The sequence below is a fragment of the Streptomyces sp. NPDC104313 genome (assembly GCF_055583985.1).
The window spans coordinates 615,446-631,879 of record NZ_JBVJMW010000002.1 but is presented as its reverse complement, the minus strand read 5'-3'; the positions used below and the strand labels follow the sequence as shown (position 1 = coordinate 631,879).

Annotated in this window: 17 protein-coding genes; 14 read left to right on the top strand and 3 right to left on the bottom strand. The window is 70.7% G+C overall.

The features are described 5' to 3' along the window. Positions 1-81: 81 nt before the first annotated feature. Positions 82-1,599, bottom strand: coding sequence for a cryptochrome/photolyase family protein (locus tag ACZ60Q_RS06710; protein ID WP_469629358.1), 1,518 nt, complete (start codon positions 1,597-1,599; stop codon positions 82-84). Between ACZ60Q_RS06710 and ACZ60Q_RS06705 the strand changes: the two genes are divergently transcribed. The 6 genes from ACZ60Q_RS06705 (at position 1,516) to ACZ60Q_RS06680 (ending at position 8,091) form a co-directional block, all read left to right on the top strand. Continuing rightward, positions 1,516-2,235, top strand: a complete 720-nt coding sequence (locus tag ACZ60Q_RS06705) for an MmyB family transcriptional regulator (protein WP_469629355.1) — start codon at positions 1,516-1,518, stop codon at positions 2,233-2,235. The two genes, ACZ60Q_RS06710 and ACZ60Q_RS06705, sit on opposite strands and share 84 nt — an antisense overlap. A gap of 377 nt (positions 2,236-2,612) precedes the next feature. Beyond that, on the top strand, positions 2,613-3,584 hold the full coding sequence (locus ACZ60Q_RS06700; protein ID WP_469629352.1) for a hypothetical protein: 972 nt from the start codon (positions 2,613-2,615) through the stop codon (positions 3,582-3,584). Positions 3,585-4,174: 590 nt separating this feature from the next. Continuing rightward, positions 4,175-5,224 (top strand): iron-siderophore ABC transporter substrate-binding protein, encoded by a 1,050-nt coding sequence (locus tag ACZ60Q_RS06695; protein ID WP_469629349.1) that lies wholly within the window; start codon positions 4,175-4,177, stop codon positions 5,222-5,224. Positions 5,225-5,274: 50 nt separating this feature from the next. Beyond that, positions 5,275-6,312 (top strand): FecCD family ABC transporter permease, encoded by a 1,038-nt coding sequence (locus ACZ60Q_RS06690; RefSeq protein WP_469629347.1) that lies wholly within the window; start codon positions 5,275-5,277, stop codon positions 6,310-6,312. Next, positions 6,309-7,385 carry a FecCD family ABC transporter permease gene (locus ACZ60Q_RS06685; RefSeq protein WP_469629344.1) on the top strand — a complete coding sequence of 359 codons (1,077 nt, stop codon included), beginning with the start codon at positions 6,309-6,311 and terminating at the stop codon, positions 7,383-7,385. The genes ACZ60Q_RS06690 and ACZ60Q_RS06685 overlap by 4 nt, the downstream gene beginning before the upstream one ends. Positions 7,386-7,524: 139 nt before the next feature. Continuing rightward, the gene (locus tag ACZ60Q_RS06680; protein WP_469629341.1) at positions 7,525-8,091 is read left to right on the top strand and encodes a hypothetical protein; all 567 of its coding nucleotides are present in this window, start codon (positions 7,525-7,527) and stop codon (positions 8,089-8,091) included. A 223-nt stretch (positions 8,092-8,314) separates the two neighbouring features. On the opposite strand, the gene ACZ60Q_RS06675 is transcribed toward ACZ60Q_RS06680, so the two are convergent. Further along, on the bottom strand, positions 8,315-8,980 hold the full coding sequence (locus ACZ60Q_RS06675; RefSeq protein WP_469629338.1) for a DedA family protein: 666 nt from the start codon (positions 8,978-8,980) through the stop codon (positions 8,315-8,317). A 14-nt stretch (positions 8,981-8,994) separates the two neighbouring features. Then, positions 8,995-9,882: an SIS domain-containing protein gene (locus tag ACZ60Q_RS06670; RefSeq protein WP_469629335.1), complete on the bottom strand. Its 888-nt coding sequence runs from the start codon at positions 9,880-9,882 to the stop codon at positions 8,995-8,997. A 230-nt stretch (positions 9,883-10,112) separates the two neighbouring features. On the opposite strand from ACZ60Q_RS06670, the gene ACZ60Q_RS06665 reads away from it, so the two are divergent. The 8 genes from ACZ60Q_RS06665 (at position 10,113) to ACZ60Q_RS06630 (ending at position 16,235) form a co-directional block, all read left to right on the top strand. Continuing rightward, a complete protein-coding gene (locus ACZ60Q_RS06665; RefSeq protein WP_469629332.1) occupies positions 10,113-10,910 on the top strand; it encodes a DeoR/GlpR family DNA-binding transcription regulator in 798 nt (265 codons plus the stop codon). 224 nt (positions 10,911-11,134) lie between these two features. Then, positions 11,135-11,539 (top strand): cell division protein SepF, encoded by a 405-nt coding sequence (locus ACZ60Q_RS06660; RefSeq protein ID WP_006128240.1) that lies wholly within the window; start codon positions 11,135-11,137, stop codon positions 11,537-11,539. Between the two features lie 136 nt (positions 11,540-11,675). Continuing rightward, a complete protein-coding gene (locus tag ACZ60Q_RS06655) occupies positions 11,676-12,035 on the top strand; it encodes a nucleotide pyrophosphohydrolase (RefSeq protein ID WP_469629328.1) in 360 nt (119 codons plus the stop codon). Positions 12,036-12,159: 124 nt separating this feature from the next. After that, a complete protein-coding gene (locus tag ACZ60Q_RS06650; protein WP_469629325.1) occupies positions 12,160-12,654 on the top strand; it encodes a DUF6099 family protein in 495 nt (164 codons plus the stop codon). Between the two features lie 170 nt (positions 12,655-12,824). After that, positions 12,825-13,748, top strand: coding sequence for an LLM class F420-dependent oxidoreductase (locus ACZ60Q_RS06645; protein ID WP_469629322.1), 924 nt, complete (start codon positions 12,825-12,827; stop codon positions 13,746-13,748). Between the two features lie 77 nt (positions 13,749-13,825). Beyond that, positions 13,826-14,629, top strand: coding sequence for an alpha/beta fold hydrolase (locus ACZ60Q_RS06640; RefSeq protein WP_469629320.1), 804 nt, complete (start codon positions 13,826-13,828; stop codon positions 14,627-14,629). Next, the gene (locus ACZ60Q_RS06635) at positions 14,629-15,900 is read left to right on the top strand and encodes a PP2C family protein-serine/threonine phosphatase (protein WP_469629317.1); all 1,272 of its coding nucleotides are present in this window, start codon (positions 14,629-14,631) and stop codon (positions 15,898-15,900) included. Before ACZ60Q_RS06640 ends, ACZ60Q_RS06635 begins: the two co-directional genes overlap by 1 nt. After that, positions 15,897-16,235 carry an STAS domain-containing protein gene (locus ACZ60Q_RS06630; RefSeq protein WP_469629314.1) on the top strand — a complete coding sequence of 113 codons (339 nt, stop codon included), beginning with the start codon at positions 15,897-15,899 and terminating at the stop codon, positions 16,233-16,235. The genes ACZ60Q_RS06635 and ACZ60Q_RS06630 overlap by 4 nt, the downstream gene beginning before the upstream one ends. Positions 16,236-16,434: the final 199 nt, after the last annotated feature.

The following is a 16,434-nucleotide window of genomic DNA, read 5'->3' as shown; positions in this document are numbered from 1 at the left end:
GGCTCCGTCGAAGTCGGCGAGCCGGGCGGCGACGGTAGCCACCGCCACGACGCAAGCCGACCGCCGTGATGGCCGGCCTTTTCAGGGCGCCCCGTCCCCGCGTGCCGCGGTCTCCTCCAGCAGCCCGTCGAGGTCCTTCAGCCGGTCGAGGCCCTTGACCGCCCTCGCCATGCGGTGGTTGGTGCTGAGGGTGGTCCGGTGGCGGTGCAGGAAGGCCCAGTAGCCCGCCGTGTACGGGCAGGCGTGTTCGCCGGTCCGTTCGGTGGGGCGATAGGCGCAGGGGGCGCACAGGTCGCTCATCCTGTTGATGTAGGCGCCGCCCGAGGTGTACGGCTTGGTCGTCATCCGGCCGCCGTCCGCGTACTGCGACATGCCGACGACGTTGGGGAGCATCACCCAGTCGTAGCCGTCCACGAAGCAGCGGTGGAACCAGTCGGTCACGGCGGCCGGGTCCCAGCCGTCCTGCAGAGCGCGGCTGCCCAGCACCATCAGCCGCGGGATGTGATGGGTCCAGCCGGTGTCCCGGACCTGGGCCAGCGCGGTGGAGAGGCAGTTCGCGGTGACCGCCTCCGCGTCCAGCTCGAGGAACCAGTCGGGCAGCGGGGCGGTGTGACGCAGCGCGTTGCGGGCCCGGTAGTCCTCGCCGAAGTGCCAGTAGAGCTGCCACACGTACTCCCGCCAGCCGGCGATCTGGCGCACGAAGCCCTCGACGCTGTTGAGCGGAGCCTCACCCGCTCGCCAGGCCTTCTCGGCCCGCTCGACGCATTCGGCCGGATCCAGGAGCCCCAGGTTGAGCGGGACGGACAACAGGCTGTGGCTCATGACGGGGTCGGCCGCGAGCATCGCGTCCTCGTAGCGGCCGAAGTCGCCGAGGCGGTACGCGACAAAGCGCCGGAGCGCGGCCAGCGCCTCCCGCCGGGTGACGGGAAAGCGGCGCGGGCCATCACGGCCGACGAACGCGACCTCCCCGTCACGCTCCCAGCGGTCGAGGTCGCGGCGCACCTCGTCGTCGATCTCGTCCTCGGCCGGGCTGTACGGTGCGGGCACGCCCAGGGTCGAACCCTCCCGTGGCGGCGGCTCGCGGTTGTCGTGGTCGAGGTTCCACATTCCTCCGGCAGGCTCGTCGCCGTCCATGAGCAGCTCGTGGCGTCGGCGGACCCACCGGTAGAAGCCCTCCATCCGCAGGCGGTCGCCCCTGTGCTCCTTCGCCCAGGCCCCGAACTCCGCCTGCGGCAGCAGGAAGCCCCGGGCCGCGAGGACGTCGACCTCCTCCCGGGCGGTCACGAAGTCCAGCGCGGCGCGGGAGGTCGGGTGGCAGGCCGTCAGCCGGTTCCCCGGTCCGCCGAACCCCGCTTCCCTCAGCCCGTCCGCGTAGGTCTCGGCCTGTACGTAGCGCACGCGGTCGCCCAGTTCGGCCGCCCGGTGCCGCATCGCGGAGAGGACGAGGTGGGCCTTGGCCCGGTGGAAGCGACGTCTGCGCAGCACGGACCGGGCCTCGATCATCAGGACGGGGGCGTGCGGGTCCGGTCCGCCGTGGCGGGGGTCCAGGAAGTGGGGGCCGAGCTGGTCCCCGAAGAGCCAGTGGGTGCGTGGTGCCATGAGGTGCGTCTGTCCTGCCGTCGGGTACCCCTGCGCCAGGCTGGGGAAGGCCGGGGAGGCCCCGGTGATGCCACGCCGGGCCTACCGCGGCGAGGACGACGCCGCGGTCATCCGTCGCAGCCGGCCGGCCACGAGCCGTACCCGGCCGCCGCGATCGACCGGATCTGGAACATTGTCGACCGCAACGCCGCGATGTCCCTCCTGCTCGGCGCGGTGCCCTCGCACCTGACGGAGTCGGGCGGCAATGTGATGCGGCTGATCCTCCACCCGGAGGGCCTCGCCTCCCCGTGCCTGAACTTCGCCCAGGTCCGCGCCCACGCCCTCGGCCGGCTGCGGCACCAGGTCGATGCCACCGGCCACCGTGACCTGCGGAAGCTGTACGAGGAGGTGTCCGCCTACCCGGCCCCGCCAGGCCTCGACGCCGATCCGGGCCCGGTGGATCCGGCGGGCATCGTCGTCCCGTTGCGCATCCGCACACCACTTGGCGACCTGGCGTTCTTCAGTACGATCGCCACCTTCGGGGCCCCAGCCGACGTGATGCTCTCGGAACTCGCGGTGGAGTCGTTCTTCCCGATGGACGAGCGGACGGACACCCTGCTGCGTGCCCTGGCGGCGATGGGCGGCGAGGGTCGGTGACGGGGCCGTCCTGAACCCGGGTCCAGCCTCCCATGGGGGTGGTCCCGGTAGGCCCGCCCGTCACTCCGCGACTGCTGCGCCCGTAGCCGGGCCGCCTGCTCGATGAGTAACCCGTCCGCGTTCTCGGTGGACCCGCGACGCCCGCGCCGGACCAGCACCACCGCGCACCACACGGCTGCCCCGCCCGGTCCCGCCATCAGTGCGACGAATGCCCCCATGGAATCCCGCTCCCCTCCCCTTCGGTCAGGCCGTTGAGCGCGATTCTTCCCGCCCCTCTCCCGCCCCACAAGATCGCCCTCCGGTTGACATCATACCCCTGGGGGGTATCTTGGGTGGTGAGTGGTCGCGACCCGGCGACCTCGACGAGGGAGTGGGCCATGCAGACCGGACTCAAGATCACGGCCTTCGCCGCAGGGCTCGCGGCGACCTTCGGGTCGGCGTACGCGATGGGCGGCGCGCTGGATCCCGCCGTCGCGGCGAAGGAGTCGTCCCATCAGGACGGTCACGGCGCGAAGGACCGCCCGGCGGCGGAGAAGGAAGCGGCCGAGAAGAGTGTGGGTCAGGCCCCGGAGCTCCCCGGCGGCCTGCAGATCTCCCAGGGGGGCTACGCCCTCGACCTCAACACCCCGCGCGTCGGGGCGGGCGAGCCCGCCGAGCTGCGTTTCTCCGTCGTGGACGAGGACACCTCCCGCAAGGTGACGGCCTTCCGCCGCGAGCACGGCAAGGAGCTGCACCTGATCGTCGCGTCGAGCGATCTCACCACCTACCGGCACCTGCACCCCGAGCGGGCCGCCGACGGCACCTGGTCCACGCCCGTCGAGCTCCCCGAGGCCGGCGGCTACCGGGTCTTCGCCGACTTCACCCCGGACGTGAAGAACGCCGAGGGCGTCACCCTGGGCGCGGACCTCGCCGTATCGGGCGACGCGCGCCCCAAGGCCCTGCCGGACGCCGAGCGGACGGTGACCGTCGACGGGTACGAGGTGACGCTCGACGGCGCCCTGCGCGCCGGTGCGGGCAGCGAGCTGAAGCTGGAGGTCGAGAAGAACGGCAAGCCGGTCACCGACCTTCAGCCCTACCTCGGCGCGTACGGCCACCTCGTCGCGCTGCGCGCCGGGGACCTGGCGTACCTCCATGTCCACCCGAACGGCGAGCCGGGTGACGGGCGGACGAAGCCGGGGCCGGAGGTCTCCTTCACCGCGACGGCTCCGAGTAAGGGGGCCTACCGCCTCTTCCTCGACTTCCGGCACGAGGGGAAGGTCCGTACGGCTGCCTTCACCGTGCACGCGGGGGGAGCGGCGGCCGGGGAGTCCGTGCCGGAGAGCGAGGAATCCGCGGAGCACGGGCACTGAACGCGGCCCGTCCGTCCCTGAGCCCGCGCGGGCCGCGGTTCACGTCGAGGGCCTCGCCCAGCAGGCGGACTCCATAACGATCAGTACACGGTGGACCGCGTCTCGCCGCGCGGGCGAAGGGGTCCGCCGATGGCCGAGGTCACCGGAACGGTAGGGGGCGTCCCCGGTCGAACCGCGCCGGGAGGGGCCGGAGGGAGGGGGCGTCCCGACGCCGGCCGGCGGGGCGTGGATATCTCGAAACCGGGTGCCTTCAGAGCTGACGTCGGCGCACCGGAGGTGAGCAACGGCCTTGCCCCCGGGGCCAGTCGAGGGATCACGCTCCACTCCGGCGGCAATGCGCCGAAGAGCGGCGTGAGGACCGACGGTGCGAGCGTCTCGTCTGCTGATCCATCATCCGGGGCAGGGTGGAACGGTGCGCGATGGTGTCGCGCACCGGTTTCCCGTACGTCCGGCGGCGGCTTCCGCCGGGGTGACCGTCCTCCTGTGCGGCCCCTGTGCCCGGTGGCGCGTGAGGGGGGCTTGTTGAGGCTTGGGCGGCTCTGGCTTAGGCTTACCTAACTTCACCTGCTCGGCCAACCTGAGGACCCTTCATGCTCGGCTTCACCCGCGTGCGCCGCCACACCCTCGCCGCGACGGCCACCACCGTCGCCCTCGCCGTCGCCCTGGTCGGCTGCTCGTCCGACGGCGACGGCGACAAGGACGGGGCGAAGGACTCGGCGAAGGGCGGCGGCGCCTTCCCCGTCTCTGTCAAGAGCTCGCTCGGCACCGCGAAGATCGAGGAGAAGCCCGAGCGCATCGTCACCCTCGGACAGGGCTCCGCCGAGACCGCGATAGCCCTCGGCCAGACCCCGGTCGGCATCGAGAGCTACCCGTGGGGCAGCGACAAGTCCGGCTACCTCCCGTGGATCAACGAGGCCGTCAAGAAGTCCGGCGACAAGCTCCCCAAGCAGTTCACGGGCGGCGAGGAGATCGACTTCGAGGCGATTACCGAGCTGGAGCCGGACGTCATCCTCGCCCCCTGGTCGGGCATCACGCAGAAGCAGTACGACGTCCTCAAGGACATCGCCCCCACCGTCGCCTACCCCGACCAGGCGTGGAGCACCGACTGGGACGAGCAGATCGACATCATCGGCAAGGCGCTCGGCCGGACCGAGGACACGAGCGGTCTCAAGACGACGATCGAGAAGCAGCTCGCCGACGCCGCGGCCACCCGGCCGAACTACAAGGACGTCACCTTCTCGTACGTCTACAACTCCGGCCCCGGCACCCTCGGCGTCTTCAAGCCCGAGGAGCAGCGCGTCAAGATGGTCTCCTCGCTCGGCCTGAAGGTCGACCCGGTCGTCAACGGCTTCAAGGAGACCCCCGGCACCGACTCGGCCCTCATCGGCCTGGAGAACGCCGAGAAGCTCAAGGACAGCGACCTCGTCTTCACGTTCTACACGGACGAGAAGAACCGCAAGGAGATCGAGGGCCAGAAGCTGTACGGCGCGATCCCCGCGATCAAGAAGGGCGCCGTCGTCGCGAGCAACGACAACTCCTTCGTCACCGCCTCCTCGATCATCAACCCGCTGACCGTGCCCTGGACGATCGAGCGCTACCTGCCGATCATCGACAAGGCCATCAAGACCGCCGGCAAGTAATCCCGGTCCGGTATCCGAACCACCGAGCCCACAAGGCACACTCCACTCCCATGGCAACCACCACGGTCGCACCGCCGAGCGGCGCCGGTACCTCCCGTACCGGTGCCGCTCGGCTGGCGTTCCTCCTGCTCCTCGGCCTGGCCGCGCTGGCCCTCGCGCTCAGCGCGAGCGTCATGTTCGGCAGTCGCAGCACCTCGCTCGGTGATGTCGTCGACGTCCTCAGCGGCACCGCCGACCCCAACATCACCGTCATCATCGAGAGCCGCTACCCCCGGACCGTCCTCGGCGTCCTCGCCGGACTCTGCCTCGCGGTCGCGGGCACCCTCATGCAGGGCGTCTCGCGCAATCCGCTGGCCGAACCGGGCCTGTTGGGCATCAACGCCGGTGCCTCCGCGAGCATTGTCGCCGCGACCGCCTGGTTCGGGGCCTCCGGCGCCACCGGCACCATGTGGTGGGCGCTGCCCGGAGCGCTGGTCGCCGGTGTCCTCGTCCATGTCATCGGCTCCGCCGGTACGGGAACGAGCGTGGTGCGCCTGGTGCTCGCCGGAGCCGTGCTCACCGCGGTGCTCATGGCGTTCATCCAGGCGGTGACCCTCAGCAAACCGCAGGTCTTCGACAGCTACCGCTACTGGGTCGTCGGAGCGCTCGGAGGCCGCGACTTCGACGTCTTCTGGTCCGTCCTGCCCTTCGCCGCCGCCGGCTTCCTGCTCGCCCTCGCCCTCGGACCCGGCCTCAACGCCCTGGCCCTGGGCGACGCCACCGCCATCGCCCTCGGCTCGCACCCCGGACGCACCCGGGGCGGCGGGCTCCTCGCCGCCACGCTGCTCAGCGCCGCCGCGACCGCCGCCGTCGGCCCGATCGCCTTCGTCGGTCTCGCCGTCCCGCACGTCGTACGGGCCCTGGTCGGCGTCGACTTCCGCGCCCAGATCCTCTTCTCCGCCCTGCTCGGCCCCACCCTCCTGCTCCTGGCGGACGTGGTGGGCCGGGTCGTCATGCGCCCCACCGAACTCATGGTCGGCGTCGTCACCGCCTTCATCGGTGCACCCGCGCTGCTCATCGCCGTACGCAGGATGCGGGGCACCTCATGACCGTCACCCGACCGACCACATCCGTACGCAAGGCTCCCAAGGCCCCCCGGGGCTATCTGGTCGTCGGCCGCACCGTGGCGATACCCATGCGCCGGGCCTCCGTGCTCGCGGGCGCCGGGCTCTTCGTCCTCCTCCTCGTGGCCGCCGTCACGACCCTGGCCTGGGGGCGCCTCGGCATCGACCTCGCCGACCTGCCCGCCGCACTCGTCGGGGACGCCGAGGGCAAGGATCGGTTCGTCTTCAACCGGCTGCGCGGTCCCCGTCTCACCGTCGCCATCGGGGTCGGTGCGGCGCTCGGCGTCTCCGGCGCGCTGTTCCAGTCCGTCACCCGCAACCCGCTCGGCAGCCCGGACGTCATCGGGCTCTCCGCCGGAGCCGGCGCGGGCGCCGCGATCTGCGCCCTGATGTTCCCCGACACGGTCCCGGTCGCCATGGGAGCGCTCCTCGGCGCGGTCCTCGCGATGGCCCTCGTGTACGTCTCCACCGGCACCGGCTTCCGCAACCCCGCCCGGCTCGTCATCGCCGGGATCGGCGTCGCCGCGATGGGCGCGGCCGCCACCCAGTACGTCGTCTACGCCCTGGAACGGGACAAGGCCTCCGTCCTCACCGCCTACGTCAACGGCAGCCTGACGGCCCGCTCCTGGACCGACGCCACCACCATCTGGCTGGTCCTGCTCGCCACCGCCCCGCTGACCGCGCTGATCTCCCGGCGGCTCGACATCGGCGAGATGGGCGACGACATCGCCGAGGGGCTCGGCTCCGGGCCGAAGAAGGCCAAGACCCTCGCCGTGGTCCTGGCCATCGCCCTCTCGGCCGCCGCGGTCAGCGTCTCGGGCCCCATCGCCTTCATCGCCCTGACCGCGCCCCAGATCGCCAAACGTCTCACCCGCGGCTCCGGCCCGCACCTGCTGCTCTCCGCCCTCACCGGCGGCCTGCTGCTGGTTCTCGCGGATCTCTGCTCCCAGCAGCTGGCCCTCTTCGACGACCTGCCGGTCGGGATCTACACCATGGCGATCGGCGGTGCGTACCTCGGCTATCTGCTGGTACGGGAATGGCGCAAAGGCGTGCTCTGAGCGGCCGGGGTCTCCCTGTCACCCTAAAGGGCTCCGGGCCGTTCCGGGGAAGGGCGTTCGCCTGTCGAGCGGGGCCAAGGGGCGGAGCCGGGGCGGTGACGACTGGTCACGTACAGGTTCGTCGACCATACTGCCCGCCGTGGAGCAGAGCATAGATTCGAACAAGAAGCCCGAGTTCGCCGCAGGTACCGACCCGGCGTTCATCCCCCTGCCCGGACTGGCGGCGCCCGTCGCGACCCGGAAACCCGAACCGGAATCGGAGGCCGGTCCGAAGGACGCTGCTCCGGAGACGGAGACGGAGTCGGAACGCGACGACGAGGCCGTGGCGGCCGCTGCGGAGGCCGACGCCGACCTGGAACCGGAATCGGCGGCGGGCGACGCCGATGCGAAGAACGAGGCCGGTGCCGAGGGCGATGCCGTCGAGGAGGGCCCCGTCTTCGAGGTCAGCGACCGACGCGGTTCGATCCGGGTGTCCCGGGAGGGTGTCCGCTTCACGCTCGACGACCAGGAGGCCGAGTTCCACTGGGACGAGATCGGCGCGGTGGAGACCACCCCGGCGCGCTTCGGCCGCCGGTTCACGGTGACCGTCCATCTGTCGAGCCGCCGCTGGTTCAACGCCGAGGTCGAGGCGGCGAGCCGCGCCGAGCTCAAGGGCTGGCCGGCCGAGCTGGACACCGTCCTGGACGCCTACTTCGAGGAGTCCTGAGCCGCCTGCCGTGAGACACCCGTGAAGACATCCGTGAGACACCCCGCCGGGGTGTCTCACGGATGTTTCGCCGAGGAGGCCGGGGGCCGGACGGCGCGGTTCCGGCCGGGCCGCGCGGGGCTGGGCCGTGCGGTGCCGCGTCCTGCCGCGTGGCACCGTGCCGTGTCCTGCCGTGCGGGCACCGCGCCGCGTCGCTTCGTGACGCGTCCTGACGTCCCCGCGGTCACGGCCGCTCGCGGTTGCGGCTCCGGACGCGCATCACGACGTAACCGACCAGGGCGACGACGGCCAGCGCCAGCACGATCGTGGACACGACGCCGACGTACGCCCCGACCACGTCCCACTGGTCGCCGAGCCAGTATCCGGCCATCACGAGCACGGTGTTCCATACCAGGCTGCCCGCTGTCGTCAGCGTGACGAACAGCAGCACCGGCATGCGCTCCACTCCCGCGGGCACCGAGATCAGGCTCCGGAACACCGGCACCATGCGGCCCAGCAGCACCGCCTTGGTGCCGTGCCGGGCGAACCACTCCTCCGTCCGCACCAGGTCGGAGGCCTTGACCAGGGGGAGCTTCGCCCACCAGGCGTGCATCCGCTCCCGACCGAAAACGGCTCCGACCCCGTACAGCACCACCGCGCCGACGACCGAGCCGAGCGTCGTCCAGAACAGGGCCGAGGCGATGCTGAGCACCCCCTGCGAGGCGGCGAACCCGGTCAGCGGCAGGATGACCTCGCTGGGCAGCGGCGGGAACAGGTTCTCCAGCGCGATGGCCGCACCCGCGCCGGGACCACCGAAGGTCTCGACCAGCCCGGTGGCCCAGCCGACGATGCCCCCCGGCGGCTCCGAGGCGGCGAGCAGTTCCGGGGCGGCTGACAGGGGCAGGTGCATATGTCCATCGTCCCTCAGGCCCCGTCGAGCACCACCGAACGGCTCAGGTGGCGCGGCAGGTCCGGGTCGAGTCCCCGCGCGGCCGCACGGGCGAGGGCGAGGCGCTGTACGCGTACGAGATCGGCCAGCGGGTCGAGCGCGCCGTCCACCCACTGGGCGCCCGTCGCGCGCACCTGCTCCGCCAGGCCCTCGGGGGCCTCGCCGAACATCCAGGTCGCGGTGGACGCGGTGGAGATGCTGATGGGGCCGTGGCGGTACTCCATCGCGGGATAGGACTCCGTCCAGGACAGCGACGCCTCCTTCATCTTCAGCGCCGCCTCATGGGCCAGCCCGACCGTCCACCCCCGGCCGAGGAAGGAGAACTGGGTGCTCTGCAGCAGCCCGTCGGGCAGTGGCTCGGCGAGCGCGGTCTCCGCGTCCGCGACCACGGCCTCGGAGTGCAGGCCGAGGTGGGCGCGCAGCAGGGTGAGGGCGGTCGTGGCGAAGCGCGTCTGGACGACGGACCGTTCGTCGGCGAAGTCCAGGACGACGAGATCGTCGGCCGCCGCCCTGACCGGGGTCTTTGGATCCGCTGTGACGGCCACCGTGCGGGAGGTGCCGCGCAGCCGCTCCAGCAGCTCCAGCACCTCGGTGGTGGTCCCCGAGCGGGTCAGTGCGACGACGCGGTCGTAGCCGCGGCCGAAGGGGAACTCGGAGGCGGCGAAGGCGTCCGACTCGCCCTGGCCGGAGCCCTCGCGGAGCCCGGCGTAGGCCTGAGCCATGTAGAAGGAGGTACCGCAGCCGACGACCGCGATCCGCTCGCCCGCGACGGGCAGGGCGGCGGTCTCGGGGCCGCCGGCCAGGGCGGCGGCGCGCCGCCAGCAGGCGGGCTGACTGGCTGTCTCGGTCTCGGCATACGACACGTCTGCACTCCACGGGAAACGAGGTGGACCACGGGAACGGGGCTGAGCGGGACTGATCAGCCCGCATGTAGAATTCTGCACGTTACATGCAGTTATCGAGCAAAAACAAGCAAGACGTAGGTGGGTGAAGGGCTTCCGGCGGTCCCTGTGCGACGCTTGCGGCGGTCCGGCCACCGGCGACCGCGTTCCCGCGAAACGCGGTGCCCGCGCCGGACGGGGAGGAGACGCTCTTGTCCAGGGATGCCCGGTGGGACGCGCTGCTGGAGCTGGTCGGCAAGCACGGCAGGGTGGACGTCGAGGAGGCGGCCACGACGCTCGATGTCTCGGCCGCCACCATCCGCCGCGACCTGGATCAGCTGGCCGAACAGCATTTGCTCACCCGTACCAGGGGCGGCGCGGTCGCGCACGGGGTCTCCTACGAACTGGCGCTCCGCTACAAGACGGGCCGTCACGCGCCGGAGAAGCAGGCCATCGGCCGCGCCGTGTCCGGCTTGGTCGCCGTCGGTGAGGTCGTCGGCCTGACCGGTGGGACGACCGTGACCGAAGTCGCCAGGGCGCTGGCGGTACGTCCGGACATCGTGGGCGAGACGGCGGTGGCGGGCGGGCAGCCGACGCTGACCGTGGTGACCAACGCCCTCAACATCGCGAGCGAGCTGGCGATCCGGCCGCAGATCAAGATGGTCGTGACGGGCGGGGTCGCGAGGCCTCAGTCGTACGAGCTGACGGGCCCGCTCGCCGTCGGTGTGATGAACGAGATCACGCTGGACGTCGCCGTCCTCGGAGTGAACGCCATCGACATCGAACGCGGTGCGTACGTCCATCACGAGGGCGAGGCCAGCGTCAACCGGTTGCTCGCGGAGCGGGCCCAGCGGGTCGTGGTGGCGGCCGACTCGTCGAAGATCGGCAAGCGGGCGTTCGCCCGGGTCTGCGACCTCGGACTGGTCGACGTTCTGGTCACCGACTCCCATATCAGTGCCGAGGCGAAGGACCGGTTCGGCGAGGCGGGGGTCCAGGTCGTCACGGTCTGATCGACGCGGTCTGATCGACGTGGTCCGATCGGCGCGGCCGGGTTCATCGCCGCCCTAGGGGTGCGGGTCGTCATGAACCGATGCCCGTCGGGTACCGGATGCGATACGGACGGAGCCTTCGCCGTGTCGCTGGTACGCCGAACGGGTGAGGGGCGAGAGGATTGCCCGATGAACAGTGAGTGCAGCCGGCGGGAACCCGACCGGCTCGACGACGGGGTGGCCCTGTGAGCAGGTACGACAGGTATGACAGATATGACGCCACCGATGAACAGTGGGAGGGGCTCGCACAGGTCGTACCGCTGCGCGGCCGTGACGAGTGGCCGTCCCGGATCGATCACCGCACCGTCCCGGACGAGCGTGCGGCGGAACAGCGGCGCCTCGTGGTGCTGCGGGTGCAGGTCTTCGCGGACGCGCGCGAGGTCGCCGAGTACCTGGTCGCCCAGGTTCCGGTGCTGCTCGACCTGACGGCGGCGGAGACGGACGTGGCGAAGCGGATTCTCGACTTCAGCAGTGGTGTGGTCTTCGGCCTCGGCAGCGGCATGCACCGCGTCGACCGCAATGTCTTCCTGCTCGCGCCGGTCGGCATGGAGGTCGAGGGGGTCACGCCCGCGGGTCTCGCCCAGTCGTAGGAAGAGGCGGTCGGGGCGGCAGCCGGACCGGACCGCCGCCCCCGGCCGCGCCGTCCCCGCCGCCGCGCCGGTCCGCCCCCGGTGCCGGGTGGCGCGCGGAGAGGCGCTGTCGGTGGCCGATGATAGACCTGAGGCCGTGACAGACATCGATGTGGCAGAACTCCAGCGGCGGCTGGCCGCGTTCGCGGCGGCGCGTGACTGGGGGCAGTACCACACCCCGAAGAACCTGACGGCCGCGCTCAGCGTCGAGGCCTCCGAACTGCTGGAGATCTTCCAGTGGCTGACGCCCGAACAGTCGGCGGGGATCATGGAGAGCCCCGAATCGGCCCACCGGGTCGCCGACGAGGTGGCGGACGTGCTCGCCTATCTCCTGCAGTTCTGCGAGGTCGTGGGCATCGATCCGCTGGCGGCGCTGGCGGCCAAGTTGGAACGGAACGAGAAGCGCTTTCCCCTGCCGGGCGCTCTGGAACCGCGCGATCGTCACTCTTCGGAGTGAGCGAGATATCCACAGTCGACTTCCTGTCCACAGATTTCCGTTTTCCTCTGGCTTTACGGTGCTGTCTACCTCACTGTGGGTAATGAATGAGGTGAGCGGTTTTTCGTACGGACGGGGGAGACTCATGGAAGCGGAGCGACTCATCGAGGCGGGGCGGCGGGCTCTGGCGGGCAGCCGGGGTGCGCTGGATGTCATGGCGGAGGCCTGGCAGGCACAGGCGTTGGCCCGGGCGGTCGGCAGTCGGCTGGCGCTGTACGGCCCGGTGGAATTACGGAGCGAGGCGCGGGCGCTGGGGGAGATCGGCGCCGGATGCTCGGCGCTGGATCACCCGACGGTGCTCTCCGGCGGTGCCAGGGCGGCCCAGTTGTCAGGGATCGCCGATGTGCGGGCGGCCCTGGCAGGGCTCGCGCTGTTGCTCGGCGAGGCCGGGATCGCCCTGGTCGGGGTGGCCTGCGACACGGGGGAGGACGGTCTGTACTGGCAGTGCATCGAGGCCATGGACGCGGCCGACGAATCACTGGAACGCGTGCACGGGATGCTGAGGCGGCTGGCGGAGAGGGAGCACGACGGCCCCTACGGCGGCATACGCGGTCCTGCGGCATCGGCGGCGGGGCCCTGAGGGAAAATCGGCGGAGCGCCGAGAGGGGACGCCGATTCCTGAGGGGAGGCGCCCCGTCCCGAGAGGGTGGGCAGGGGAAGGCGAGGGGAGATGAGGGGAGGGAGGCGTGGGGGGAGGTCCGGCCTGGCTGATGGGGCGGGACCGGGTGCCGGAGGGGCAGGATGGAGGGCATGGATCTTCGCATCTTCACCGAGCCCCAGCAAGGGGCCGACTACGACACCTTGCTCACCGTCGCCAGGGCCGCCGAGGACCTCGGCTTTGACGCTTTCTACCGATCCGACCACTATCTCCGCATGGGCTCAGGCGACGGTCTGCCCGGACCGACGGACGCCTGGATCACCCTGGCCGGACTGGCGCGCGAGACCCGGCGGATCCGGCTCGGCACGCTGATGACCGCCGGCACGTTCCGGCTGCCGGGAGTGCTGGCCATCCAGGTGGCCCAGGTCGACCAGATGTCCGGCGGCCGGGTCGAACTGGGCCTGGGGGCAGGCTGGTTCGAGGAGGAGCACAAGGCCTACGGTATTCCGTTCCCGAAGGAGAAGTTCGGTCGCCTGGAGGAGCAGCTCGCGATCATCACGGGCCTGTGGGCGACGGAGGTCGGCGGGACCTTCAGCTACGACGGCACCTACTACCAGCTCACCGACTCGCCCGCGCTGCCCAAGCCGACCCAGGCCAAGGTGCCCGTCCTGATCGGCGGCCACGGTGCGACGCGCACCCCGCGGCTCGCCGCGCAGTACGCGGACGAGTTCAACATCCCGTTCGCCTCGCTGGAGGACAGCGAGAAGCAGTTCGGCCGGGTCCGGGCCGCCGCGCAGGCGCACGGGCGCTCTCCGGACGACCTCGTGTACTCCAACGCGCTGATCGTCTGCACGGGCAAGGACGATGCCGAGGTCGCCCGACGCGCGGCGGCCATCGGCCGGGACGTGGAGGAGCTCAAGGCGAACGGGCTGGCGGGGTCGCCCGCCGAGGTGGTCGACAAGATCGGCGGCTTCCAGGCGATCGGCTCGTCCAGGATCTACCTCCAGGTCCTCGATCTGGACGACCTGGACCATCTGGAACTGATCTCCTCGCAGATCCAGTCCCAGCTGACCTGACCTGACCTGACCTGACCTGAGCTCCTCCCACGCACTTTGCTGGTGAAGGGAGCCTCAGAGGGTAGGAGCATGGGCATATGGATATTGAACGTAGAAACAACGTCACCGTGACCGGGAACCCGCAGGGCCCCACCGTGGTGCTGGCACATGGGTTCGGCTGTGATCAGAACATGTGGCGGCTGACGGTACCTGCCCTGGCGGAGAAGTACCGGGTGGTGCTGTTCGACTACGTGGGTTCGGGCCGTTCGGATCTGTCCGCGTTCTCAGATGCCCGCTATGCCTCGCTGGACGGCTACGCCCGTGATGCGGTGGAGGTGTGCGAGGCACTCGACCTGCGTGATGCGGTGTTCGTCGGGCACTCGGTCAGCGCGATGATCGGCGTGCTCGCCGCCGGCATGGCTCCCGAGCGCGTCGGGGCGCTGGTGATGCTCGCGCCCTCTCCGCGATACCTCGACGACGAGGGCTACCGGGGTGGGTTCAGCGTCCAGGACATCGACGAGCTGCTGGAGTCCCTGGATTCGAACTATCTGGGCTGGTCGGCGGCGATAGCCCCTGTGATCATGGGGAACGCGGACCGGCCCGAGCTCGGGGGCGAACTGACGAACAGTTTCTGTGCCACCGACCCGGACATGGCCCGTGTCTTCGCCCGGACCACGTTCCAGTCGGATTCACGGGACGATCTGAAGAGCGTGACCGTACCGACGCTGGTGCTGGATTGCACCCAGGACACCATCGCGCCGCGTGAGGTGGGCGCGTTCGTCCACCGGGCGATCCCCGGATCCAGGCTGGTGACTCTCGATGCCACCGGTCACTGCCCGCACCTGTCCGCGCCCGAAGCCACGAACCGGGCGATCACCGATTTCCTGGCCGGCTTGCGGTGATGTGCCGCACCGGGCAGGAGCCGGGTGACGAGACGACATCGACGGCGATGTTCGCCTCCCTGCTGGAGGACAGCGCGGAAGAACTCTACGAGAACGCGCCGTGCGGATATCTGTCCACGCTGATGGACGGCACCATCGCGAAGATCAACAGCACCCTGCTGGGATGGATCGGTATGGAGCGGGAGGCCGTGGTGGGGCGGATGCGGTTCGCCGATCTGCTGACCATGGGCGGCAAGCTGTACCACGAGACACACTTCGCTCCACTGCTCAGGATGCGGGGCGAGATCAACGGCGTCGCCCTGGAGATCAAACAGGCCGATGGGGACCGGATACCTGTGCTGGCTTCGTCCACCGTCAAGAACGCCAGTACGGGTGAGCCGCAGCTGATCCGTACGACGGTCTTCGACGCCCGGGACCGGCGCGCCTACGAGAAGGAGCTCCTCCGGGAACGGAAAGCGGCCGAGGAAGCTCGCGAACAGGCCGAGAGGGATCGCGCCCGGCTGCAGGACGCCCTGGCCGTACTGCAGCAGTCGCTGCTGCCCGCCACCCTTCCCCGGATGCCCGGAGTGGAATCCGCCGCTCACTACCGCGCCGCCTCACCCGACCAGCTCGGCGGCGATTTCTACGACCTGTTCCCCATCGACGGCACACGCTTCGCCTTCTTCCTCGGCGACGTGTGCGGCAAAGGCCCCCAGGCAGCTGCGGTCACCTCCCTGACCCGCTACACCCTGCGCGCGGCCGCCCTGCACAACCCCGACCCCATCTCCGCCCTGTCCACCCTCAACACCGTGCTCCACGAGCGCTACACCAGCGGAGACCCGCGCTACTGCACCGCCGTCTTCGGCATCCTCGAACCCGACCCCGCAACCGGACGGATCGCCGTCCGACTCGCATCGGGCGGCCACCCTCCGGCCCTGATCCTGCGCGCGGACGGCACAGCAGACTTCCTGCCCACCCCCGGCGGGGTCCTCATCGGCATTCTGCCCTCAGCCCACTTCACCGCCGCCGCCACCACCCTCGGCCCCGGCGACACCCTGCTCCTCTACACCGACGGCCTCACCGAAGCCCGCACCGGACAGGACCGCGCCACCCTGTACGGAGACGAGGCGCTACGTACCTTCAGCACCGACTACGGCGGCAAGCCTCCGCACGCCGTCATCGACGCCTTGACCGGACTGCTGGACAGCTTCGGCGACGGCCTCGACGACGACACCGCACTCCTCGCCCTGGGCGTCCCTCACACGGGCACCACTACCAGAACCACCACATGAGCCCACTGAAGATCACCACCCGCAACGCCACGACGGGCCCCGTCCTGGAGATCATCGGCGAACTCGACCACGCCACCGCCCCCCAGGTACGTGAGGTGCTCACCGCGCTGACTCTTCAGCCGGGCCAGCGCCTCGTCCTGGACCTCGGAGGCATGGAGTTCTGTGACTCCAGCGGCCTCACCGCTCTGATCGTCGCCCGCAATCACGCCCACGCCGCCCACGCCGACATCGCGCTCGCCGCCGTACCCGCCCCTACCCTGCGTGTCCTGCGCACGGTCGGCCTCGACCAGGTCTTCCCCCTTCACCCCGACAGCCACACAGCCACTCACCCCTGAACCGGATCGGTGGCCGGCGAGCCACCGTGATGGTGCGTGCCGCGGTCCGGTCCCGCCTCTTCCGCTGCGGAGCCCCACGCCTGCCCGTGACGCGTCCAGTTCGGCATGCGCCTGATCCATGCCTTTGCCACACGTCTTTCCGTGCCCCATTGCGAGTGATGCGGGCTTCCGGCTCAGGGGAAATTGAAACAGGGGCCTC